We start from the raw sequence: 23,554 nt of genomic DNA on the forward strand, positions 1-23,554 counted from the left end.
TGCGGCCTTGGTGTTTTTGATGGATCAGGCAGGAAAGCTGGCAGACCACTGCCCCAGAATGTCCTGATACGGCTTGATGAAGCGTTCTTCCGTGAACACGCCCTGCTCAACGGCCAGTCTGCTGCGCTCCTCACGATCGTAAACGATGCGGGTCAGCGAATAGTCCTGATGCTTCAGGGTTGGCTGATAGCAGTCGGATGCAGGGGAATTCGTATTGTAGATTTCCGGCCGATAGATTTTCTGGAAGGATTCCATCGTGCTGATCGTGCTGATCAGTTCAAGATCGGAATAGTCTGACAGAAGATCGCCGATGAAATAGAACGCCAGCGGCGCGGTAGCAAAAGCAGGCATGAAATACCGGACTTTCATGCCCATTTTCCCGAAATACTGATCGGTCAGGGAAAATTCGCGCTGTTCGTATTCGGCCCCCAGAACCGGATGATGGTTTTCGGTCCGGTGATAGGTTCTGTTGCTGGAAACGCTCAGGCAGATGACGGGCGTCTTGCCAAACAGGGCCTTGTAGTCAGCCGAATGGATCGCCGCCTTGAACAGATTGCCATGCAGATCGCCGTAATGCTCGGGAACCTGGAAGTCTGACCGACCCTGATTGTGGTTCAGAAGCAGGACGCTGAAATCATAATCGCGAACATAGGAAGAAAAACTGTTTCCGGAGAGGCCTGGGATCCGCTCGTTTTTAACCTTGTCGACAATGGTCGTGTTGAGAATTTCAATGAGCGGAAAGACGTCATGCTTTGCATCGGCGTTGATGTTCATTTCGATGGAAATGATTTCGAGCTCGACAGAATAGCGATCTGCCCTGGGGTTGTCCCAGTGCGCGAGGGAATTGAAGCGGTTATCAATCATCTGCAGGACTCTCTGCAGGTTTTCCCGCCGGTGTTCACCTCTGGCTAGATTGGCGAAATTGGTTGTCAGGCGTGTGTCGTCCGAAGGCGTGTAGTCTTCGTCAAACCGGGTTTTTTTGATAGAGAACGTAAATTCGGCAGACATTCCTGTTTCACCTTGCTCGGGCAGAAATTCTCCAGACCATGACGGGGATCTGTAGAGAATTTTACGTGTGTGCAGCTTCCAATCGGCAGTTTTCAGGCCGGTTATGTTGAGACGCGTTGGACGCTGTTATGCCCGAGAGGGTCAGTGAGCAAAAATGATTTTATTTCATTGTTCTATGAATTTCATTCATGGTTAGGTTTCGTCAGGGAGCTGTCTGTGCGGCCTGTCATCCGTTTTGGCGCAGGGCGGTGGCGGGGGGCAGGGTTGCGATGCGCCGGGTCTGGGTGATGATCGTCAGGACGGCGATGAAGATGGCGGCGGCCGTAACGGCGAGGAAGGGCAAGGGCGTCAGACTGATCCGGTCATCGAATGTGGACAGCCAGATCCGCATGAGGCCCCAGGAGGCGGGCCATGCGATCAGGCTGGCGAAAGCGACCGGGCGGAGAAACTGTGTGAGGAGAAGCCACAGCACGTCCCGCGTTCCCGCACCGAGGACCTTGCGGATGCCGATTTCCTGACGCCGTCTTGAGACATTGAACGCCGAGAGACCGTAAAGTCCGAGGCAGGCAATGGCGATGGCGACCGTCGATCCGATACCGAACAGTGCGCCGTGGCTTTCATCTGCACGATAGTCCTCGGCGAAGAGGTCGGACGCTGTCCGGGCAGAGAAAGCGACGTCCGGTGCGATTTCGACCCAGGCTTTTGCAAGACGCTCCATTTCGATCTGCGCGGAGGCACCGTTATAGCGGATCAGGCCCCCGATATAGGGGAACGAGCCGGAGGCCCCTGTGAACAGCAGCGGTTTCATGGGGGCGTTTGCCGAATGGATCCGGATATCGTCGATGACGCCGATGACACGATAGGTCTGAGGCGCGCCTGATTCCTGAATATCTTTTCCGATGGCAGTCTGCGGAGACGTAAAGCCGAAGCGTTCGGCGGCGAGGCGCGTCAGGATGACGCTGGTGCCGTTGCCGGCGGTGAACGGGTTGGCGGGATAGTCCTGTCCATGATGGGGATCGAAAAACCGCCCCGCGAGAAGATGCGCGCCGATCGCGTCGAAATACCCCTCCGTTGCGCGTCCCCAGTTCATCGAGTGTTTTCCGGGATGGCCGACGAGCAGCCAGTCTTCGTTGTTGACGGCGTTATAGGGATAGATGTCCGAGCGTGTCGCGATCCGGACACCTGAAACCTGGGCCAGACGCGTCATGATGTCGCGCTGGCGGCTGAGGAGAGAGGCGTCGTCGAGCGCGGGGATAACGATCAGCCCGTCCTGCGTCATGCCACGATCCAGTGTCCGGACATGACACGCCTGAAGACCCATGACGAGGCTGCAGATCGCGAGTGTCATGGCGAAGCTGAACTGGAGCACGACCAGAAGGGAACGCAGTCCACTTTCGATCCGGCCGCCTGCGGGGGTTTTGCTGGCGGCGAGGACGGCAGCGGGACGAAAGCCGGAAATAACCAGAGCGGGATAGAAGCCCGCCAGTGTTCCGGCACCCAGAACGACCAGTGCGTCGATGGAGAGAACGAATCCCCAGTCCATCGAGAGGGTCCAGCCGCCCCACAGATTGACCCAGTGCAGGGCGAGTTCCGTTAGTGCCGTTCCGAGGATGGCGGCGAGCATGACCATCAGATAGGCTTCGGTCATGAACTGTGCGATCAGGCGCGGGCGTGTTGCGCCCAGTACCTTGCGCACTGCGACCTCGCGCGCGCGCAGGGCCGAGCGTGCCGTGGCCAGATTGACGTAGTTGATGATGGCCGTGGCCAGCGCGGCCAGTCCGATCAGGCCGAGAATGCGGATGAGGGCCCGGCTGTTTCCGCCTTCTCCGATGTCGGCCGCGTGGAAATGGAAATCTTTCAGTGGTAGCAGGTCCAGACCGCCAGTCCCGAACATGTCCTGGAGCATGTCCTTCGTCCAGTTTCCGGGGTGTGTGTCAGGATAGTGCGCAAGTCCGGCCCGGATGCGGGGAATGGCGCGCGGGTCGTCGATACGGGCCCAGATCGTGCCCCAGAGCGAACCCCAGTTCGTGAAGGCAGGTTTGGAGAGCCAGCCTGTTGGAATGATCTCGATGAAGTCGAAATCCATTGTCTGGTTCGGCGGCTGGGGGGCGAGAATACCGGTTACGATTGCGTCCGTCTGGCCGTTATCAATCCGCAGCCGCTTTCCCAGTGCTTGTTCGGTCCCGAAATATTTTCGTGCCATGTCGGCTGAAATGACGACTTTACCGGGTCCATCCAGTGCGGTGGCGCGGTCTCCGGCGAGAAGGGGCAGTGCGAAGACGGAAAAGAACTCCGGGTCCGTCATCGTCACCTTTTCCTGCGCGAGGAGTGCCCCGCCCCGCACCACGAGCGTTTCCTGCATGATCCGGATGACGGCGCTGATTTCCGGGAAGTCCTGCTTCAGGAACGGGAAAGGCACGAAGCTGATGAAATCGCTGTCGGCCGGTGCGTGTCCGGCCGGGCGGAAGGCTTCGTCCACGGCATAGAGATGCGAGACGTTGGGAACGCTGGCGTCATAGCTGTTTTCGTAGCGCACGATCAGCGCCATCGTGAGGAACACGGCGATGCCGAGCGCCAGACCCGCCAGATTGAGAAGCGTATAGCGTTTCTGGGCGGTAAGGGTGCGCCAGGTTGCTCTGAAGGTCTCTGCGAACATCGGGTTTTTCCTTACCAGCCGGCCTTGTCGATGGCGGAGATCGGAGCCTGAAGGGGTTCCCAGCCGCGCGTGCGGGCGCGCTGGAGCTTCGCTGCGGCGTCGTAATGCGGAAGGTTTGGTAACAGGTCGTCGGCCTGCAGACGGCCCATCGAGGCGAGAAGGGTGGCTTCGGCGACGATGGTGTCGTGGCGGCTGCCGGCGAGTTCCACCTGTGCCGAGCGCAGGTTCTGATCGGCGTAGAGCACGTCGGTCGTGCTGCGCAGGCCGTAGCCATATTCGATCTGATAGCCCTTGAGGGAGGTCTCGCCGGAGCGGACTTCCGCCGTTCCGGCGCGGATGGCCTGCAATCCGTTTTCGACCGCGTGCCAGTTGGTCGCCACATCCTGCAACGCGGTGCGCCGGGCGAGTTCGACGCTTTCGCGGGCCTGTTCGTCCCTGTTGCGGGCCTGACGGATCTGGGAGTTGTACAGGTCGCCATTGTAAATCGGCTGAACGAGCTGGACGAGGCCCGTGACCTGTTCGCCATACTGGTCGCCGTGGAAGGGGGAGGCCGGGCCGATCGTGCCGAACGTTCCCTGCACCTGAATCTGAGGGCCCCATTGCGAGCGCGCCGTGTCGATATCGGCGGCGGTGGCTTTTCTGGTTTCCTGCATCTGGATCAGCTGCGGATTGAGCGCCAGTGCGGTTCTCAGCGCCTGATCCAGTGTCTCGGGCAGGCCGGGCAGGCCGTCCGGCATCGTCAGTGTGTCCGGTTCCGTTCCGATGAGCGCGCGGAACTGCGCGACCGAGGCTGCGAGCGTGGCCTGAGCCTGCGTGACGGCGACTTCCGCCGAACGACGTCGGGTTTCCGCCTGTTCGACATCCGTGCGTGTGACCTGCTCGGAAGGCTGGCCGCCAAGATTGTAGCGGGATGTTGTGAGCTGTACCTGATGTGTCAGCATGTCCAGATCGGCCTGGCGCACATCGAGAATATTCCGGTCGCGCAGGACGTTCATGTAGGCCGTCACGACGCCGGTGAAGACCTGTGCTTCAACCAGCCTCAACTGGTGCTGCTCCGCACGCGAACGCGCATCCGCCGCGCGGACCTGATTGGCGACGTGACCGAAAGAATAGAGCGTCTGTTTCGCGGAAACATACCCTTCGGCGGAGTTGGACGTATAGGACCCCAGCGCGAAGGCGCTGGTGTAAGGCCCCTGCTGGTAGGAGGCGTCCATGTTGACCTGAACGGTCGGTCGCCAGCCGGACCGGGCCTGCGCGGAGTTTTCGGTGACGGCGCGCTGGTTGGCCTGTTCCCCCCGCAATGTCGGATTGCTGCGATAGGCGAGGGCTAGCGCCTCCTGAAGCGTCAGGGCCTCTGCGGGAGCGGGCAGAAGAGCGGGGACCGAGGCCAGCAGGGCGAGAAGGAGGGCTTTACGGTGGGTCATGGGCGTATCGGGTCCGGAAGAAGCGGAGTGTATGGGGGGCTTATTGGGCGTGTTACTGGGAGCTGAGAGCGATGGCGGGCGCGCTTCGGGCACCGCGGCGGATCTGGAGCAGGGTGGTGAGTGTGGCGAGCGTCAGCACGATCAGCGCGGTCAGGGCGAAATAGAGCGGGGAGAGGCTGATGCGCCGGTCGAACCCGGACAGCCAGCCCCGCATCACCCACCAGGCGACCGGCCAGGCGATGAGGTTTGCGATCAGGACGGGGCGCAGGAATTGCAGCACCAGAAGCCGTGTGACCTGTTGTGCCGTTGCGCCGAGCACCTTGCGGACGCCGATCTCGAACAGGCGGCGTCGCACGTTGAACACGGCAATGCCGTACAGACCGATGCAGGAAATCGACAGCGTCACGAAGGACGCGACGATCATTAGCGTTCCGCGCTGCTGTTCGGGCCGTGTGTCGTCGTCGATGATGTCGCCGACACTGCGCAGGTTCAGTGCGCTTTCGGGATAGACCTGCTTCCACACCGTGGCGATCGCAGTCCGGACAGCGTTTTCGGGGGCGTCGTCAAAGCGGACGGAGAGCACGCCGTAACCGATCGGGCCGGACACGGCGTAATACAGTGCGGGCGTGACACTGGCGCGGCTGTTTTTGAACCGCATGTCAGCGACCACGCCGATGATCGTTTGGACGTCCTTGTTGTGCAGCGTGATCGGCGTTCCGATGGCGCTGGCAGCGTCTGCAAAGCCGAGCGCACGGATGGCGGACTCGTTGAGGACGACGTTGTGGGCGCCGAATGTCCAGGTCTGCCCGGCCAGAAAGCTGTCGAACGGTGCGACCGGCATTGCGCGGCTGTCATAGTCGTGGCTCGTGTCGAACAGACGACCGGCGAGGAGATGTGCGCCCCAGACAGGCAGCGTGGAGGGCTGCATTGCGATTACGGCCAGTAGGGGAGGCGGGGCTGAACGTCCCGGACGGGTCGTATCGAATGTCATGCCTGCGGTGCCGCCGCCGGGTGCGTCGTCCGAAATTGTGACGCCGGTGACGCCGGGAAGGCCGCGGACGAGATCGCTCAGGCGTTGCTGGCGCAGGCGCTCGGCCTGTTCGTTCGGCAGATAGCTCATCAGGAGGCCGGACTGGTGAAAGCCGCGATCCATCGTCTGGAGCAGATGCGTCTGGCGCGAGATGACCAGTGTGCAGATCGTCAGCGTCACGGCGAAGGCGAACTGCACGACGGTCAGCCCCTCACGCAGACGGCTGCCAAGACGCCCGCTTCCCGGCATCCGGGCCGAGGCGAGCACGGCCGCCGGGCGGAAGCGTGAGAGCATCCAGGACGGATAGGCGCCCGCGCAGGCCCCACCGATGATTGCGGAAGCCAGCAGCAGGGGCAGCGCGAAACCGAAATCGAGGCCGACCGGCCAGCCGCTCAGCGTGCTGATCCAGGGGAGGGTCAGTTCGGTCAGGACGAGCGCGATGACGGCCGCGATCAGGGCCAGACCGATGGCCTCCGCCGTGAAAGACAGTCCCAGTGTCAGGACCGTGGCGCCCAGCACCTTGCGCATTGCGACTTCCCGCGCGCGGGTTGCGGCAAGGGCTGTGGAGAGTGTGACGAAATTGACCAGTCCCGCCCCGAGTGCGAGCAGCCCGACGACACCGAGAATGATCGGCAGGCGTTTGTCTGTTCCGCCCCAGCCCAGGGTCGCGTCGAAGAAATGGAGCGTCGTGAGGGGGCGTGCGCGAATTTTGAACGCCTTGGCGTCGTCGGACAACAGTCCGGCGGCATGACGCTGTACGATACCACTGAGAAGATCGGGCAGCTGGGACGCAACGGCTGGCGCAACCCGCACCCAGGTCTCGGCTGCGCTCATTTCCCACGAGGACCCGGCCTGCATTTCGGATGCGGAGGTCGGGACGAGAAGATCGAACTGTGGCGTGGTGTTCAGTGGCAGCTCCTTCAGGACGCCGGTGACATGAAGCCGTTCGGTCCGGCCCTTCTGTGTGATGTCCAGCGTCTTCCCCAGAACATCGTGATCCCGGCCGAAGAAACGCCGCGCCTGCGTTCGTGTCAGCACCACGCCTTCAGGAACAAGGGCCGTGCGCGGATCGCCCTCCGCCAGCGGGAGCGTGAATACATCGAACAGGTGAGCATCCGTCCGGGCGATGAAAACGTCCCAGGCGTTGTCATTGATGCGGACGGTCGCTCCGGAGAAGCCACGCAGGATCGCGGTTGCGTTCCAGTCCGGATGCTCCGCGCGGAGTGCGTCGATCAGCCGGATGCTGGAGACCGGGACTTCTTTGTCGGAGAAGGCATCCAGCCGGTAGATGTGCTCCGCATCGGGGATCCAGCGGTCGAAGGTGAATTCGTAACGTACGATCAGCGCAAGCGTCAGGAACGTCGCCATGCCGAGCGCCATGCCCAGCACGTTCAGCGTTGTGAACAGGCGGCGCTGGAGGATGCCGCGCCAGAATACGAGGGCGATATGGGAAAGCATGGCGTTTACTCCGCTCTGAGCGCGCGGGCCGGTTCGGCACGGGCGAGGCGCAGGGTCTGTCCGAGGACGGTGAGGGCGGCGATGAGGAGCGTCACAAGGACGACGCCTGTGAAATCGAGCCAGGACAGCGCGATGCGCTGATGGAAACCGGACAGCCAGGAGCGCGCCACGAACAGGGCCGGAAGGGCTGCCATCGCGCAGGCCAGCAGGACAGGGCGCAGGAAATCACCGAGCATGAGGGTCAGCACGTTGTTGGTCGTGGCCCCGAGCGCTTTGCGGATTCCGACCTCATGGGTCCGCCGCAGGGCCGTGAAGGACGCCAGACCGTACAGACCCAGACAGGCGATGAAGATTGCGATGCCCGAGGCGATGGAGAACATCCATCCCCGGCGCTGCTCCGTAATGTAAAACGTGGACATGCGGTCCTGCACCGTGCCGAAGCCGGTCGGATCATCAGGGAAAACCGGGTCCCAGGCCGATTTGAGATGCGTTTTCATGATGTTTTCGGGCACGCCCGAGAAGCGGACCGACGCATGGGGGTAATCGAGGGCGGCGGTTGAATTGAACGTGATCTGTGGCGAGACGTCATCGCGGGCGGAGACGAAGCGCATGTCTTCCATGACGCCGATGACCCGCAGCGTGACGGGACCGCTTTTGAGGGGCGTGCCTATGGCGCTTTCCGGTGAGGCAAAGCCCAGCCGGGAGACGGCCGTGCGGTTGAGGACGACGTTCCATGTTTTTCCGGACGACTTGTGGAACGCTTCGTCGCCGGGGCTGTCGTCTTCGCCATGGCTGTTGTCGAACCACCGGCCTGCAAGCATGCGGGGGCGATAGGTCGTGGCGTAGTCTCCGACGACCGTATCGCCGAGGACATGAATGTCTTCGTGATGGGGGCCGACAGGCGTCACGTTGAAGCGGTGGCGGTTGTCGATGTTCGGGGTCAGCTCTGACAGCGATGCGGAGACGACGCCTGGCGTATGGCGCAGGGCTTCGAGAATTGCCCGCTGCTTTCCGATGTCGCTCGTCATGATGTCGGAGCTGATGAGAATGCCGTCACGGGCAAAGCCGAGGTCCTGTGACTGCATGAAATGGGCCTGCCGGTTCACCACCAGCGTGCAGATGGCGAAAGCCACTGCGAAGGCGAACTGCACGATGACGAGACCGTTCCGCAGGCGCGTTGCCCCGCGTCCGCCAGACGGCATGCGCGTGGCCGCCAGAACATGCGCGGGCTGATGGGAGGACAGGATGAGTGCGGGGTAAATTCCGCAGGCGAGACCGGTGAGCAGCACGACCGCGAGGAGGAAGGGAAGCGTGAAGCCGTAATCCATATGCAGGGTCGTACCCGTCAGGGCGGCCGTGAAGGGCAGGGCGATCTCGCACAGCGCAAGCGCGAGTGCTCCGCCAATGGCGGTACTGGCGATCGCTTCGCCGACGAACTGGACAAACAGCGTCTTTCGCGTGGCGCCGAGCGTCTTGCGGATGGCGACTTCCCGCGCCCGAAGGCCAGAGCGGGCCGTGGCGAGATTGATGGCGTTAAGCACCGCTAGGAGCAGCGCGAGCGCGCCGATCAGTGCGAGAATATTCACCACCGAGCGATCGGTCGCGTCATCGCCCGCGACAACATGCAGGTCATTGAAATGCGTCTCGCGCAGGCTGACGAGGGACAGGGCAAAACGACGTTCGGGGTGGACGCCTTCGCTGACGTCGTCATTCGCCGTGCCAGAGGCATGGTCGATCACGAAGCGGGTCAGGTTCCGTGCGATGGCGGTACGGTCGGCTTCGTTCCGCACGTGCAGGAAGATATTGCCCGAGCTTGAGCCCCAGCGTGTGAACTGTGGTTTCTGCATTTCATCGGACGGGAAGGGCGTGATGGCATCCGGGGCGATCGTGACCGGACCCGCGGCACGTGCCAGCACGCCTGTAACCGTCTGGCGGGTGTGATGTCCTTCATGATCGGCTGTGATCGTGCGCCCGATCACGTCCGTTGTGCCGAACAGGGCCTGTGCCGTGGCGGCGGATAGAACGATGGCGTCAGGTCTGCTCAGGGCCGAACGCGGGTCGCCGTGCTCAAGCGGGAGGGCGATGACATCGAAAAAGGACGTGTCCACCAGGGACGTCCCGGCCGCGACGCTTCGGTCGCCGTTATGGAGCTGGTAATCATCCGCCTCGTAGCGCGTCGCATCGACGATCTGCGGGAAATCGGTGTGCAGGAACGGAAAGGCGATGAAGGGGACATCGCCATATTCCTGCGGTGCGCTTCCCGGGAACATGAGATGGGAGTCCAGCCGAAGGACATGCGCCGCGTCGGGGATGGTCGCGTTGAAGCTGTATTCGTAGCGGACCTGGAGGGTCAGCACGAGGCAGACCGCCATGCCGAGTCCTAGCCCGATGACGTTGAGCGCCAGATACAGCGGCTGACGACGGGCCTGACGGAGGATGCTGCGCAGGATGGCGAGAGGCATGACGGTCACTCCGCGCGCAGGGCACGGGCAGGCTCGGCCCGGGCGACACGCAAGGTCTGGAACAGGACGGTCAGGGCGGCGACAAGCAGTGCCGCCACGAAAACCGAGGCGAAATAAAGGGGGGAGAGGGTGATGCGCGCGTCGAAGCCGGACAGCCAGTTCCGCATCGCCATCCATGCCAGGGCACAACCGACCAGCCCCGCACCCACCACCGGCCTGAGGAACTGGCCCATCAGCAGAGCCAGAACGCGGCCGGTTGTTGCGCCCAATGTCTTGCGGATTCCGACTTCGAGCATCCGGCGGGCGACGGTGAAGGAGGCAAGAGCGTACATGCCCATCACCGCGATGAAGATGGCAACGCCCGCGCCGATAGCCAGAAGCTCGCCGCGCTGTTCGTCGTCACGATAGTCATTGGACAGCAGATCGGTGGCCAGCAGGGCCCGGAATGCGAGACCGGGTGCTCTTTGCCGCCAGATCGCCTGAAGAGCGGTTTTAACATCCTGTTTCGAACGGTTTTCAAAGCGGATGCCCGCGCTTGCGAAGTGTTTGGGTTTTGAGGAGTAGAAGTAAATCGAGGGGACGTTTTCCCAGCGGGCGGAGCCGAGGCGCACGTTGTTCACCACGCCAATCACCTGCCATGAGGTCTGGCCGGTATCCTTGCGGATCGTCTGGCCCAGTGCGGCTTCCGGCGTCGCGTAGCCCAGTGCGCGTGCGGAACTGACATCAATGATGACTGAGTGCGTGCCGTCCCCTTTCTGCTGGTCATCTTCGCCATGTGCGTCGTCGAACAGACGTCCCGCGATCAGGTGAAGTCTGAACAGCCGGAAATAGTCGCGGCCGACATCCTGCCATTCGAGATGGGGGCGACGGTCAGGAGCGTTGACGGGGAAGAAATAATCCGCAGCGGAGAACCCGAAACCGCCTGGCATGGTATAAAGACTGGACACCGTCGTCACACCGGGAATGCTGCGGAAAGCGTCCATGAGTGCCAGTTGTGTGGCCGCTGGGCCGACATTGTCGATGAATGGAATGAATGCCAGCCCGCTGCTTTCGAAACCGCGATCCATGTCCCGCACAAAATTGGACTGGCGCAGGATCACCATGCTTGAGGCGCTCAATCCGATTGCAAAGCCGAACTGCATGACCACCAGCCCGAGACGGACGATGGCGCCAAGGCGGCCCATTGTTGCCATACGCGAGGCCGCGAGGACTTTTGCGGGCTGGTAGGATGAAAGCCAGAGCGCCGGATAGGCGCCCGCCATCAGGCCTACGACGACCGTCAGTCCCAGAAGTGCCGGCAGCAGAAGGCTGTAAGGAATCACGACCTCCCAGCCTCCCAGCGCGTTGACCGTCGGGATGGCGATTTCAATCAGGGCCAGGGCCGGGATTGCTGCGCACAGGACAAGCAGCATCGCTTCGCCCATGAACTGGACGATCAGATCGCTCCGGGTGGCGCCCAGCGTCTTGCGCATCGCCACTTCGCGTGCGCGGAGCAGACCACGGGCGGTGGAGAGGTTGATCGTGTTGATGAGGGCGGAAAGGAGCGCCAGAACGCCAATGAGGCCCAGCATGATGACCCCACTCCGGCTGGCGTCCGACGCGCCGAGCGTCCCGTCAAGGAAATGTACGGAAGGCAGTTCGCGGACCCGCCAGTCCCGTAATTCCCCTTTCTCCCGGACCCGTGTGGGGACATTGTCGTTGGAAAACTGCACCATCGCATTCTGCATGTGTCTGGCGTCGGAGGGGCTGCGGAGACGAAAGAAGAGATATCCGCCCTCGATCCCCCATTCCATGAAAGCCGGGGAGGCCAGCATCGCACTGTCGATCGGGATCAGCATGTCGGGTCTGAGCGTCGTATTGCCCGGCACCGGGCCGAGAACACCGGTTACGGTGAGGTCCGCCTTACGGCCGTCGTGATCGACACTCAGCCTGCGTCCGACTACGTCGACAGTATGGAAATAGGCCTGTGCGCGTTCCTCTGAAAGAACGATGCTGTTTGGTGCCGACAGCGCGGTGGCCGCATCGCCGCGGATGAGGGGGTAGGGCAGGGTCGCGAAGAAATCGGGATCGACATAGAGCGCATTGGACGAGTGGATATCGTCCGGCGTGATGATGGAAATACCCTCCGGGCGGATGCGCGTGGCATGTGTGATTTCCGGGAAGGCCGTCCGGAGCGCGTCGTAAACCCGGAACGGGGCATCCGCGATTTCCGCCGGTTTGCCGTCCGAGGCATTGACCGCATCCAGCCTGTAGATGTCGCCTGCGCCCGTAAGCCATCGGTCGAACGTGAATTCGTAACGAACGATCAGCCCGAAAGTGAGGCAGGTTGCGAGACCCAGTGCCAGCCCTGCGACGTTGATGGCCGTGTAGAGCCGATGATGACGCATCTGGCGAAAGAAGGCCGTGAAAACAGGGGAAATTTTCCGGAAGAGCATGATCGTTACTCCGCACGAAGGGCACGGGCGGGTTCGGCCCGGGCGAGGCCGAAGGTGCGGCCGAAGATTGTCAGCGCGCACAGCGCTGCGGCGAGTAGTGTGGTGAGCACGAAATACAGGGGCGTGAGCGCAATGCGGTTGTCGAAGCCCGTGAGCCAGTTGCGCATGAACACCCAGGCCAGCGGCCAGGCAATCAGGCTGGCGTAAAGGACGGGGCGCAGGAACTGGAGCAGCAGTAGGCGCATGATCTGTGCGGTCGTGGCGCCCAGTGTCTTGCGGATGCCGACTTCATGCATCCGGCGTTCGGCATTGAAAGCCGCCAGTCCGTACAGGCCGAGACAGGCGATGGCGATGGCGACGGAGGCGCCGATGCTGAACAGATGGCCGCGTGCGATATCGCCCCGGGTTGATTCCGCGATGATTTCGGTCATGGTCTGGAGCTCGAACGGAACGCCGGGCGCCAGTGTCGGCCATGCCTTGTGCAGTGTGCTCAGAACACGGGGCATCGCACCCGGTGCGGTCCGGAACGCAATGATCCCTTGCTCGATCTGTGTTGTTTCAAGTTCGTAGATCGGCGGAGGCAAGGTGTCCTGCCCGGAATTGAGAATGACGTCCTCGACGACACCGACAATCGTGCGTTTCTCGGCGATATGGCTGTCACCAAACATGAAGGTCTGTCCCAGAGCAGCCTGCGGCGAGGAAAAACCCAGCTTGCGTGTCGCTTCGCGGCTGAGGACGAAGTTCTGCGCCAGCACGGACGGATCACCGTTTTTCGTGTGTGTGACATCTGTCGCGCGCTCGGATGTTGTCAGGCGTCCTGCGAGCAGGTGCAGCCGGAACGTCCTGAAGAACGCTTCGTCATGGGCGACGGTCTGCGCCATGAAGGCTTTCTGGCCGGGTGTGCGGTGGACGCTCCCGACGTCGTAGCGCCCGAGTGTCCCTCCCGCCGAGACGGACAGGTCGGTGACTTCGGACATGGCGCGCAGGGCATTCACGATGGCGTTCTGCTGCCTGTCCAGCGCATTGAGGTTTTCCGTGGCGATAATGGCGAGGCCGGGGATGGTCATGCCCCGGTCCAGATGACGCAGATGCAGCGCCTGCGCGTTGACGACGAGGGTGCAGATCCCGAGTGTCACGGCGAATGCGAACTGGAGTCCCACCAGAAAGAGCCGGATCCGTGCGCCGAAGCGTCCCTGTGTCGGAAGGTGGGCGGAGGCGAGGACCGGTGCGGGTGAGAAGGAGGACAGCATGAAGGCGGGATAAAAGCCGGCGCCGAGCGTGAGGACGACGATGACGCCGCAGAGGAGGGGGAGTGTCCAGCCGTAATCCAGCGCCACGGCCCAGCCCGAGAGGCTGGCGACCGTCGGCACGGCGATTTCCGTCAGTACCAGTCCCAGCATGGCCGCCAGTGTCGTCAGCACCAGGGTTTCTCCAAGAAAGCGGATCATCAGACGAGTGTGGGAGGCGCCGAGAACCTTGCGGATGGCTACTTCCCGCGCCCGTCCCAGAGATTGCGCGGTGGCGAGATTGACGTAATTCACCGCCCCCGCGAGCAGGGACAGGGTGCCGATTGCGGCGAGTGCAAAGAGCACGCTGCGCGATGCTCCGTCATTCGCCACGCCATCGGAGCCGAAATGAACGAGCGGGAGAGGAACAATCTTGAGGGTCATTTTTTCACCCCCCGGATCTTTCTGCTCGATGGCACGAGACATCGGGGAGGCCATCAGGACGTCATGGGCGCTGTGAAGAAAGGACTGGCGCAATGCGGCTGTTGGCAGCACCGCGTAGGTTTGCGCGCACATCGTGTTCCAGCCGTCACACGGGCGATCCGCAGCAGTCTTCGGGATCGCGGCAATCAGATCGGTTGTAATCGTGGTGTTGGCCGGATGGTCGCGGAGCACTCCTGCGACACGATAGACGGACGTCTTCCCGTGACGCGTGACCTCCAGTGTCTGGCCGAGCGCAGACTTTTCACCAAAGAGCTGGCGCGCCATGGTCGTCGACAGGATGATGTTTTCGGGGGATGCGAGAACGGCTGGTGAACCGGCAGTGAATTTCAGATCGAAAAGGTCGAAGAAATTCGGATCGACGAAGCTGATCGTCTGGTCGTAATGCACCGTTCTGCTGGTTTCCGAAGGTACCACGAGATCTGCGGATATCTGTTCAAGGCGCGTACCTTGCAGACCGGGCATACGGCTCTCGACTGCCGGAAGCACGGGGTCATGGATCTCGGCCATATGAAATGTGCCGTTGCCGATCACGAAATCAGCCTGAAGTTCATAGATCGACGCCGACTGCCGGTAAAAGCCGTCCCAGCCCAGTTCGTAGCGCGCCACCAGCGCCAGTGTGAGAAACGTGGCCACGCCCAGCCCGAGCCCGATCACGTTCAGGGCGGTGTAGAGCCTGTAACGCACGGCCAGCCGCCAGAAATCCGACATCATCGTCCTCATGGCCCTCATTCCTCCCTTGCTGTCGCTTCAGATCGCGTTGCGGACTGACACCACGACCTGTCCGTCCAGCATGTCGATGCGGCGGCGGGCGAGGTCAGCGTGGCTTGGGGAATGTGTGACCATGATGATGGTGGCGCCCTCGTCGTTCAGGCGCTGGAGGATGTCCATCACCTGTGCGCCGTTTTCGGTGTCGAGGTTGCCCGTCGGTTCGTCGGCCAGGATCAGGCTGGGTTCGCCCACGATGGCGCGGGCGATGGCCGCACGCTGCTGCTGGCCGCCGGAGAGCTGGGACGGGTAATGTCGCGCACGATGGGCAATACCGACATGGTCCATGGCATGGGACACACGGCTTTGCCGCTCGGCTTTGGGCATGTTGCGATAGATCAGGGCGAGTTCGATGTTCTCCTCGATCGTCAGTTCGTCGATCAGGTTGAAGCTCTGGAACACATAGCCCAGATGTTCGCGGCGGAATTTCGCCAGTTCGGCTTCGTTCATCGCTGTCAGTTCATGGTCGCCGAAGCGGTATGAGCCGCCGGTTGGCCGGTCGATCGTGCCGAGGATGTTGAGCAGCGTGGATTTTCCGCAGCCTGAAGGGCCCATGATCGCGACGAACTCGCCTTTCTCGATCTGGAGGTCGATCTCGTGCAGGGCGGTCGTTTCCACCTCGTCGGAGCGATAAAGGCGCTGGATGTGGGAGAGGTCGATCAGCATGGTGTGTGGTCCTGCAATGCGTTGTGTCAGTGGATCGCGAGGTGACTGAAATTCTTGTAGGAATTGTAGGAAGAGACGATCACCCGGTCGCCGTCATGCACGCCGCCCGTGATCTCGACCTGTTCGGGATTGCGGCGACCCGACGTGATTGACACGCGGTCTGCGCCATGATCGCCCGAGGCCATGACGAAGGCGGAGGAGCCGCCGCTGGCCTCCAGCCATGCGCCGTTGGGCAGGACGAGCGCACGATGGGTTTCTCCGAGCGTGATGCGCAGATCGACGCTCTCTCCGCGCCGCAATCCGGCTGGTGGCGGTCTGTCGAAAGTCAGTTCCGCGCGGAACTGACCGTTCGTAACCTGTGGGTGAACCCGTGAGACGGTCATGGGCAGTTTCGTGTCGCCCAGATCGGCTTCGGCACGCTCGCCGACGGCGACGCGGCCCAGATAGAATTCATCAATATCCGCATCGAGCCTGTACTGGCCTTCGCTGTCGATCTGTCCGATCTTGTCTCCGGCCTTGAGAGACTGTCCCGGCTGGAGATCGAAATTGGTCAGGCGTCCAGCCAGCGGGGCACGGAGGTCGAGCGCTCCGAGACTGGCTTCCACCACGTCCAGATTGGAGCGCAGGCGCTGGGCTTCCTCGTCGATTTCGCCACCCTGCCGGTCCGCGACTTTCAGGTCCTGCGTCAGGGCGCTCTCGAGGCGTTTCAGGCGCTGGGCGTAATAGTCTGCCTCGTCGCGGTAGGACTGGACGTTGGCGTCGGATTCAAAACCCTGATCGTGCAACTGCTGGCGGATGGAGAGTTCGCGCTGGGCCTTAAGCAGATTGTAGCGGGCCTCTGCGCGCTGTGTTTCTTCGGTCGTGCGGGTCTGTTGCAGGGCGAGGCGCTGGGCGCTGACTGCTCCGAGCTGGCTTGCGATCTGGGCTTCGCGGGAGGTGACGTCGAGCTGGAGCTGGGGGTTGGTCAGATGCGCCAGAACGTCTCCCTTTTTCACGAGCGCGCCGTCCTTTGCCACGACTTCGGACACTTCGCCGCCCTGAATGGCATCAATGAAGGTCACGTTGAGCGGGGCCACGGTGGCGCGGACGGGAAGGTAGTCGAGAAATGGCGCGGACCGGACGGTCGCAACTGTTAACTGGTCCTGGGAGACCGAAAGCGTTCCCGATGCCGGGACGAGGCGCCACCCGGCCCAGATCAGGCCCGCAACCGCGACGGGAGCACCATAACGCAGAGCCCGCCGGGACAGGATCCTGCTCCGTGATGGGGCGACTGCCCGGTCCATGACGGCACCGGATGCAGGGCGGAGTGCGGCGTTCGGCGGGGCTTTGGAAACGGGTTGATCCATGCACTGTTTCTCCTGTTGGCAAACAGTGTATCATGGTGGAAATGGAATTTAACTTATTGATAAATAACGATAAAATTGATTCTGATTTTACGGGTATGTCCGGTTTCGAACAGGGTGTCCGGAACCGGACACCCCTGAGAGGTCTGTCAAGATCATAATGAACGCAATCCGAAACGAATCGGGGGAATCCGCCCCTCCGGCACCGTGTCTTCTTTTCGTTGATGACGATCGCGATGTGCAGGTTGCGGCCCGTCTGCTGTTCCGTCGCAGCGGGCTGGACATTCTTTCCGCGCATGGGGCGGATGAGGCGTTGACGCAGCTGGCGTCGTTTCCTGTCGATCTCGTGCTGCTCGATCTCAATTATACGAAAGGAATGACTGCCGGGGCCGAAGGGCTGGCCCTGCTCAGGGACATGCTGGTCCTGCGTCCGGACCTGCCGGTGATTGTCGTGACCGGCCATAGTGGCGTGACGATTGCTGTTGCGGCGATGCGCGCGGGGGCTGTCGATTTCGTTATGAAGCCCTGGAATAACGAGCGCCTTCTGGCGCTGGTCGAGGGGACGCTGAAGAAATGCCGGGCCTGTCAGGCGAGTGAGGCGGAACCCGCTCTGATTGTAGCGTCCGATGATCTGAGGAGGACCGTTGCCGAAGCGGACCGTCTGGCTGTGACCCGCGCGTCACTGATCATCACGGGTGCGCCGGGTGTCGGGAAGATGCTGCTGGCGCGGCGCATTCATGCTCTTTCTTATGAAGACGATCCTGCGGTGATGCTCCGTGCGGAGGATTGCGAGGCTTTGCCGGAAGGGCGGGGAACGTGGATCTTTCGCAATATCGAGGCGCTGTCTGTGCCCATGCAGCGCCGTCTGGCGGACAGGCTGGACGCACGCGTGGCACCCCGCGTGATTGCTCTGTCCTCGCGCGATCATGCGACTCTGGAGGGTATGCTTGATCCGCGGCTGATGCTGCATCTGGGAATGGTCGGACTGACCCTCTCTCCTTTGCAGGGGCGAGCGGACGATATCGCTGCTCTGAGCGCGCATTTCCTGCGGTATTTCGCAGCCCGGCATGGACTTGCCGAACCCGGAATGGACGAGGGCCGGCTTCGGTTACTGTGTGAGGAAGAGTGGTCTCAGAATGTGCGCGGTCTGCGTGCTGTGGTTGAGCGGGCTGTACTCACCGGGAGATGGGAAACGGCTTCCGAAGAGGCTGAAGCGGTTCCGAACACAGCGCTAACGCTGCGCGATACCGAACGATCCCTGATCGAGACAGCGTTGCGCAAGCATGGATTCAATGTGACGCAGACTGCGCGGGAACTGGGTCTGACCAGACCGGCGCTGTATCGTCGTATGGCACGGTACGGGCTTTAGATGCGCGCTGTGGCTGAGACGTTCCTGCGGCTTTGCGGTATCGTGGCGGCCTGTCTGCTGACTGTTCCGGCCTGGCAGCGGGGGTTTTATGCGACGGCCCTGCTGTCTGCCTGCGTGGGGCTGATCTGTGCGGGGTCCGTTGTCGCGGCGCAGATCCGGGTGACGCGGCGTCTGAAACGGCACGAGCCTTCCGTCGTGCGTCCAGTGGATCGGGAAAAGCTGCGGAACCGGGCACTGCTCGATCATGCGCCTGTGCCGCTTCTGGTCCAGTATGTGGATGGGACCCTGCATGCCGCCAATCGTGCGGCGCGGCGTCTGTTCATGACGGAAGGGGTCCTGCGTGAGCCACCCGAAGCTCTCATTGCGGCTTTGGAGAAGGAGGCGTCGGGACCGGAAAAACGCCTGATCCGTCTGCCATCCGCCGGGAGTGCGCCGCGGGTCTATGCGCTGTCGGTCGGAAAAGGTGCCGGGGCAGGAGGGATTGTTGCGTATCTGGCGCTCACGGACATCGAGGCCGGGTTGAACGCTGCGGAAGCTCAGGCGCTGCGTGATCTTCTTCAGGTGCTCAGCCACGAGATCATGAATTCCCTCACACCCATCGTTTCCCTGTCCGCCACGGCCGAGGAGCTGTTTTCCGAAGGGCGGGGGCCGGAAGACACCAGCCATGAGACCGCGCCATTGATTGCGGAGGCTATTGGGACGATCCGGCGTCGTGCAGAGGGGCTGGATCGTTTCGTGCGCGGCTATCGCGATCTGGCGCGTCTGCCCAGACCGGATCTGAAACCCGCAGACCTTGGCGCGCTGGTGCGTGAAATCGCCACGCTTTTTATGGCGCGCTGGGGCGCGCGCGTGGTGCTTGACGTGGTGGTGCCTGCGGGGCGGCTTATGGTCCGGCTTGATGCCGCGCAGATGGAGCAGGCGCTCATGAATCTTCTGAACAACGGGGCCGAGGCTGCTCTGGGACAGTCTGCGCCCCGAGTGCAACTGGCTGTTGAAATGGCCGATCATGCCGTTCTGATCAGAATCCGCGATAATGGTTCAGGGATTGACGCAGCGCTGTGGGAACAGGTTTTCGAGCCGTTCGTCTCGTTCAAGACGGGAGGCAACGGGATCGGACTGCCTCTGGCACGCCAGATTGTCAGGGGACATGGCGGGACGCTGGTCCTGAGCCAGGCTGGCGAGCGATCGGAATGGACGACGACCTTTGACGTGCAGATATGAATGGCCCGCTCAGGCTGGCTTCGTAGGGTCTTCTGACGCAGCAGCGGGATAGAAAATTTTTCCCCGGCTGATGTCGACGCGGACATTCTGCATCTCCTGTGGGGAGAGGTCTGTGGGGGTAATCATTTCAAATGCGGCCTCGGCGGTAACGATCTGATAGCGGACAAGCCCGTTGGAAAAATGGGGGCGTTTTTCCATGGAAGCCTGTCCAGCCCCGGGCAGGAGGAAGATGTCATGTGGGCGGATAAAAGCGGTCGCGTTTCCGTCTGGCCCCTCGAACGGGAAAGGGGCGATATCGGGGTTGTCTGGAACGAACTGACCAAACCGGACGGTACCCGGAAATTTGAGGGTTTCGCCCAGAAACTCCATGACAAAGGGCGTTTGGGGGGCCGCATTCAGGGTGGAGGCGTCGGCGGCCTGAACGATGCGGCCCTCCTGCATGACGACGAGCGTGTCTGCGACGTCCATGGCTTCTTCGTGGTCATGGGTGACGAGAATGGTCGTCAGGTTCATCCGGTCGTGCAGGTCCCGGAGCCAGCGGCGGATGTCACGGCGGACCAGAGGGTCCAGGGCGCCGAAGGGTTCATCGAGCAGGAGAAGTCTGGGGCCTGTTGCCAGTGCGCGGGCAAGGGCCACGCGCTGTCTCTGGCCGCCGGAAAGCTGGTCCGGGTAGGCTTTTGCGAGATGGGGAAGCTGGATGAGGTCCAGAAGTTCGGTGACGCGGCGCTGGATGGCGGCGCGATCGGGGCGCCGCGCGCGGGGCAGGACGTCGAGGCCAAAGGCGATGTTCCGGGCCACGGTCATGTGTCGGAACAGGGCATAGTTCTGGAAGACGAACCCGATGCCCCGGTCCTGTACGGGGCGGTCGTGGATGGGGAGGCCGTCGATCAGCAGCGTGCCTTCGGAATGGGAGGAAAGGCCTGCAATGGCTCTGAGCAGGGTGGTTTTTCCGGCTCCGGATGGCCCGACAAGCGCGACGAACGCGCGGTCTTCGACGGTTAGCGCGATGTTATCGAGCAGTTTGCGCGAAGAGCGGGGGGCGTATTGCGTGAAGGCTTCGAGAGTGATGCTCATGGATGCTGTTTTCTGAAAGAACGCTCGAGAAACATGCGGATCAGGACCGTTGTCATTGCGACAAGGACGAGAAGGGCCGCCATCGCGAAGGCTGCTACGGACTGGTAGCCGTTATAGAGGGTCTCGATATGGAGCGGCATGGTTTCGGTGACGCCGGGGATGTGGCCGGAGATGACGGCGACTGCGCCGAATTCCCCCATGGCGCGGGCTGTCGTGAGAAGAACTCCCGAAAGAAGCGCCCAGCCTGCGTCTGGGAGTGTGACGTGGATCAGGGTTTTCCAGAAGCCCGCGCCGAGCAGGAAGGCGGCTTCTTCGGCGGCCTGGCCCTGCTGTTCCATATAGGGCATGAGGGTACGCGCGACGTAGGGGAAGGTTACGAAGAGCGTTGCAAGGACGATGCCGGGGACGGCGAAGGCGATGTGCAGGCCGTGATGGCCGAGCCAGTTTCCCCACCATCCCTGCCGGCCGAAAAGTAGCAGCCAGACCAGCCCCGCAATCACGGGCGAGACGCTGATGGGGAGTTCGATCAGGCTCACCAGAAGGCGGGCACCTCGGAAGTCGTACTTCGTCAATGTCCAGGCCGCAGCGATGCCGCCTGCCGTGTTGATGACCGTTACGATGGCGGTGACGCAGGCTGTCAGGCGGATGGCGGATCGGGCTTCCGGGTCTTTGAGGGTTTCAAGAGCCGTATGCAGACCCTGACGCAGGGCTTCGTGCAGGATCAGGGCCACAGGCAGGACGATGAGAAGACCGATTATGGTGTAGCTGAGCAGGGTCAGGACAACGGGTATTATCCGGGAAGACTGACTGGTCATGCGCTGTCCTTGCGGACCAGTCCGGAAGAAACCGAACGACGCAGATGGCTGACGGCAACGAGGCAGAGCAGGATCAGCGCGATTGAGGTTGCGCCATCATAGTTGAATTCCTGAAGCCGCATGACAATCAGCAGCGGTGCGACCTCGCTGTGGAAAGGCTGGTTGCCCGCAATGAAGATGACGGAGCCGTATTCCCCGATGCCCCGTGCAAAGGCGAGCCCTGCACCGCTCAGAAGCGGGGGGGCGAGAGCGGGCAGGAGAATACGGCAGAAACGCTGCCATCCCGATGCGCCCAGAAGGAAAGCGGCTTCTTCGACATCTTTGGGAAAGCTGCGAAGCACGGGTTCGACGGAACGGACGATGAAAGGCAGTCCGATGAAGGTCAGCGCGATGACAATTCCGGCGGGAGAAAAGGCGAGTTTCAGTCCCAGTTTTCCTGCAGGGGCGCCGATCCATCCGCCGGGGCCGTAAAGGGTGGCCAGAGCGATGCCGGTCACGGCTGTGGGAATGGCGAAGGGGAGGTCGATCAGGGCGTCTACGGCGCGATGACCGGGCGGGCGGTAGCGGACGAGGGTCCAGGCCAGCAGCAGGCCGATCGGCAGGTCAATGAGGACCGCCAGGAAGGCGCAGATAAAACTGACCCGCAGGGCGGCATACATGCGTGCGTCATGCAGCGCATGGAGCATCGGGCCGAGGCCGTGCTGCCAGGGCCGGAGCAGCAGCGCCGTCAGGGGGAGCACGACGAGCAGCCCGGTCCAGAGCAGGGTCAGGCCCAGCGACAGTGAAAAGCCGGGTAATGTCTGGCGTCGGCGCGGGAAATAACGCAGGCCCGTCACGGTCAGGGGTTTCACACTCAGTGGCTGTAGATCTGGTCGAACACGCCGCCGTCCGAGAAATGGGCTTTCTGCAGGCGGGTCCAGCCGCCCAGGCTGGCGACGTCGAAGGTTGTGGTGTGTGGGAAGACTGCGGCTGTTTCGGCCTGAATCGCAGGGTCCACGGGGCGGAAATAGTGTCTGGCGCCGATCCGCTGGCCTTCTGGGGAGAACAGGAAGTCCAGATAGGCGCGAGAGAAGGCTTCGGTTCCGTGTTCCTGCACGTTGCGGTCCACGGTGGCGACGGGAGGTTCGGCGAGAATGGTGAGGGGGGGCACAACAATATCGAATTTGTCCGGCCCCAGATCGCGCGAGGCCAGCAGGGCTTCGTCTTCCCATGCGATCAGAACATCGCCCAGGCCGCGCTGGACGAAGCTGTTGGTGGCGCCACGCGCGCCCGTATCAAGAACGGGGACATGCGCAAAGAGCGCTTTAAGGTACGCTGTTGCGGACTGTTCCGTCCCGCCGGGCTGATGGAGTGCCCAGCCCCATGCGGCCAGATAGTTCCACCGTGCGCCCCCGGATGTCTTGGGATTTGGGGTAACAACCTGAATGCCGTCGCGGATCAGATCGGGCCAGTCGTGGATGTTCTTTGGATTGCCTTTACGCACGAGGAACACGATCGTGCTGGTATAGGGTGTTGAATTGTGCGGCAGGCGTTTCTGCCAGTCTGTAGCCAGAAGGCCGTTCTGGGCCAGAATATCAATATCGTATGCGAGACCCAGCGTTACGACATCCGCTGGTGCGCCCTCCAGAACCGAGCGTGCCTGCGCGCCGGAGCCGCCATGTGATGACGTTACGACAACGCTGTCTCCGCTATGGGTCCGGGACCAGAAGGCCGGGAAGGCATGGTTGATGTCGCTGTAAAGCTCGCGCGTCGGGTCATAGGACACATTCAGAAGGTGGTAATCCGCAGCATGTGCGGCGGACAGGCACGGACCTGCGATGAGGGCTGCGGCGAGAGCCAGTGTTCCTTTGAGGGTGTAACGGCGGGACGACAGGATTTTCATGGCCATGAGCCTTCGGGAGCAGGGGAATGTCGGGTCGATCTGTATAACAAAAACAAAACGTTATTAATTAAAACAACGATATCATTTTGATTATAGATCTGCCTATTGCCGTCAAGCGTGTCCCGGATCGATTCTTGAAAATCGGCTGAAAAACAAAGATTTCATAAGAAAACAGAACGATTCTGCAACGCGGGATTGAAAACGCCGAAGGGTTTG

Annotated in this window: 15 protein-coding genes; 2 read left to right on the plus strand and 13 right to left on the minus strand. The window is 62.0% G+C overall.

What is annotated here, in order from left to right:
* Window positions 1-24: 24 nt before the first annotated feature.
* The 9 genes from HK22_RS01150 to HK22_RS01190 form a co-directional block, all read right to left on the minus strand.
* On the minus strand, window positions 25-1,008 hold the full coding sequence (locus tag HK22_RS01150; RefSeq protein WP_086648039.1) for a DUF1852 domain-containing protein: 984 nt from the start codon (window positions 1,006-1,008) through the stop codon (window positions 25-27).
* Between the two features lie 226 nt (window positions 1,009-1,234).
* Window positions 1,235-3,664, minus strand: a complete 2,430-nt coding sequence (locus HK22_RS01155; RefSeq protein WP_086648040.1) for an ABC transporter permease — start codon at window positions 3,662-3,664, stop codon at window positions 1,235-1,237.
* An 11-nt stretch (window positions 3,665-3,675) separates the two neighbouring features.
* On the minus strand, window positions 3,676-5,088 hold the full coding sequence (locus HK22_RS01160) for a TolC family outer membrane protein (RefSeq protein WP_143412358.1): 1,413 nt from the start codon (window positions 5,086-5,088) through the stop codon (window positions 3,676-3,678).
* A 52-nt stretch (window positions 5,089-5,140) separates the two neighbouring features.
* Complete coding sequence (locus HK22_RS01165; protein ID WP_086648041.1) at window positions 5,141-7,576, minus strand: ABC transporter permease; 2,436 nt, start codon at window positions 7,574-7,576, stop codon at window positions 5,141-5,143.
* Between the two features lie 5 nt (window positions 7,577-7,581).
* Window positions 7,582-10,038 (minus strand): ABC transporter permease, encoded by a 2,457-nt coding sequence (locus HK22_RS01170; RefSeq protein WP_086648042.1) that lies wholly within the window; start codon window positions 10,036-10,038, stop codon window positions 7,582-7,584.
* Window positions 10,039-10,043: 5 nt separating this feature from the next.
* Window positions 10,044-12,473, minus strand: coding sequence for an ABC transporter permease (locus HK22_RS01175; RefSeq protein ID WP_086648043.1), 2,430 nt, complete (start codon window positions 12,471-12,473; stop codon window positions 10,044-10,046).
* A gap of 5 nt (window positions 12,474-12,478) precedes the next feature.
* Entirely contained in the window at window positions 12,479-14,923 is a 2,445-nt protein-coding gene (locus HK22_RS01180; protein ID WP_158093525.1) for an ABC transporter permease, read from the minus strand.
* A gap of 27 nt (window positions 14,924-14,950) precedes the next feature.
* Window positions 14,951-15,634, minus strand: coding sequence for an ABC transporter ATP-binding protein (locus tag HK22_RS01185; RefSeq protein WP_062108639.1), 684 nt, complete (start codon window positions 15,632-15,634; stop codon window positions 14,951-14,953).
* Between the two features lie 26 nt (window positions 15,635-15,660).
* The gene (locus tag HK22_RS01190; RefSeq protein ID WP_231865377.1) at window positions 15,661-16,980 is read right to left on the minus strand and encodes an efflux RND transporter periplasmic adaptor subunit; all 1,320 of its coding nucleotides are present in this window, start codon (window positions 16,978-16,980) and stop codon (window positions 15,661-15,663) included.
* Between the two features lie 157 nt (window positions 16,981-17,137).
* Between HK22_RS01190 and HK22_RS01195 the strand changes: the two genes are divergently transcribed.
* Window positions 17,138-18,346, plus strand: a complete 1,209-nt coding sequence (locus HK22_RS01195; protein ID WP_086648045.1) for a sigma-54 dependent transcriptional regulator — start codon at window positions 17,138-17,140, stop codon at window positions 18,344-18,346.
* Window positions 18,347-19,567, plus strand: a complete 1,221-nt coding sequence (locus HK22_RS01200) for a PAS domain-containing sensor histidine kinase (protein ID WP_086648046.1) — start codon at window positions 18,347-18,349, stop codon at window positions 19,565-19,567.
* A gap of 9 nt (window positions 19,568-19,576) precedes the next feature.
* Here HK22_RS01200 and HK22_RS01205 read toward each other — a convergent pair whose 3' ends face one another.
* Genes HK22_RS01205 through HK22_RS01220 form a run of 4 tightly spaced genes read right to left on the minus strand, consistent with a single transcriptional unit; the run spans window position 19,577 to window position 23,344 of the window.
* Window positions 19,577-20,641, minus strand: a complete 1,065-nt coding sequence (locus HK22_RS01205; protein ID WP_086648047.1) for a sulfate/molybdate ABC transporter ATP-binding protein — start codon at window positions 20,639-20,641, stop codon at window positions 19,577-19,579.
* The gene (locus HK22_RS01210; RefSeq protein WP_086648048.1) at window positions 20,638-21,456 is read right to left on the minus strand and encodes a sulfate ABC transporter permease; all 819 of its coding nucleotides are present in this window, start codon (window positions 21,454-21,456) and stop codon (window positions 20,638-20,640) included. Before HK22_RS01210 ends, HK22_RS01205 begins: the two co-directional genes overlap by 4 nt.
* Entirely contained in the window at window positions 21,453-22,298 is an 846-nt protein-coding gene (gene cysT, locus HK22_RS01215; protein ID WP_369827193.1) for a sulfate ABC transporter permease subunit CysT, read from the minus strand. The genes HK22_RS01210 and cysT overlap by 4 nt, the downstream gene beginning before the upstream one ends.
* A gap of 11 nt (window positions 22,299-22,309) precedes the next feature.
* Window positions 22,310-23,344, minus strand: a complete 1,035-nt coding sequence (locus HK22_RS01220; RefSeq protein WP_086648050.1) for a sulfate ABC transporter substrate-binding protein — start codon at window positions 23,342-23,344, stop codon at window positions 22,310-22,312.
* Window positions 23,345-23,554 lie beyond the last annotated feature (210 nt).

The sequence above is a fragment of the Gluconobacter sp. DsW_056 genome, assembly GCF_002153595.1.
Taxonomy (GTDB): domain Bacteria; phylum Pseudomonadota; class Alphaproteobacteria; order Acetobacterales; family Acetobacteraceae; genus Gluconobacter; species Gluconobacter albidus.

Bases quoted from the DNA above. Each gene is read 5' to 3' on its own strand.
- HK22_RS01195 (WP_086648045.1), top strand. From the start codon at position 17,138: ATGAACGCAATCCGAAACGAATCGGGGGAATCCGCCCCTCCGGCACCG.
- HK22_RS01170 (WP_086648042.1), bottom strand. From the start codon at position 10,038: ATGCCTCTCGCCATCCTGCGCAGCATCCTCCGTCAGGCCCGTCGTCAG.
- HK22_RS01165 (WP_086648041.1), bottom strand. From the start codon at position 7,576: ATGCTTTCCCATATCGCCCTCGTATTCTGGCGCGGCATCCTCCAGCGC.
- HK22_RS01205 (WP_086648047.1), bottom strand. From the start codon at position 20,641: ATGAGCATCACTCTCGAAGCCTTCACGCAATACGCCCCCCGCTCTTCG.
- HK22_RS01155 (WP_086648040.1), bottom strand. From the start codon at position 3,664: ATGTTCGCAGAGACCTTCAGAGCAACCTGGCGCACCCTTACCGCCCAG.
- HK22_RS01220 (WP_086648050.1), bottom strand. From the start codon at position 23,344: ATGGCCATGAAAATCCTGTCGTCCCGCCGTTACACCCTCAAAGGAACA.
- HK22_RS01200 (WP_086648046.1), top strand. From the start codon at position 18,347: ATGCGCGCTGTGGCTGAGACGTTCCTGCGGCTTTGCGGTATCGTGGCG.
- HK22_RS01175 (WP_086648043.1), bottom strand. From the start codon at position 12,473: ATGCTCTTCCGGAAAATTTCCCCTGTTTTCACGGCCTTCTTTCGCCAG.
- HK22_RS01180 (WP_158093525.1), bottom strand. From the start codon at position 14,923: ATGAGGACGATGATGTCGGATTTCTGGCGGCTGGCCGTGCGTTACAGG.
- HK22_RS01150 (WP_086648039.1), bottom strand. From the start codon at position 1,008: ATGTCTGCCGAATTTACGTTCTCTATCAAAAAAACCCGGTTTGACGAA.
- HK22_RS01190 (WP_231865377.1), bottom strand. From the start codon at position 16,980: ATGGATCAACCCGTTTCCAAAGCCCCGCCGAACGCCGCACTCCGCCCT.
- HK22_RS01185 (WP_062108639.1), bottom strand. From the start codon at position 15,634: ATGCTGATCGACCTCTCCCACATCCAGCGCCTTTATCGCTCCGACGAG.
- HK22_RS01160 (WP_143412358.1), bottom strand. From the start codon at position 5,088: ATGACCCACCGTAAAGCCCTCCTTCTCGCCCTGCTGGCCTCGGTCCCC.
- HK22_RS01210 (WP_086648048.1), bottom strand. From the start codon at position 21,456: ATGACCAGTCAGTCTTCCCGGATAATACCCGTTGTCCTGACCCTGCTC.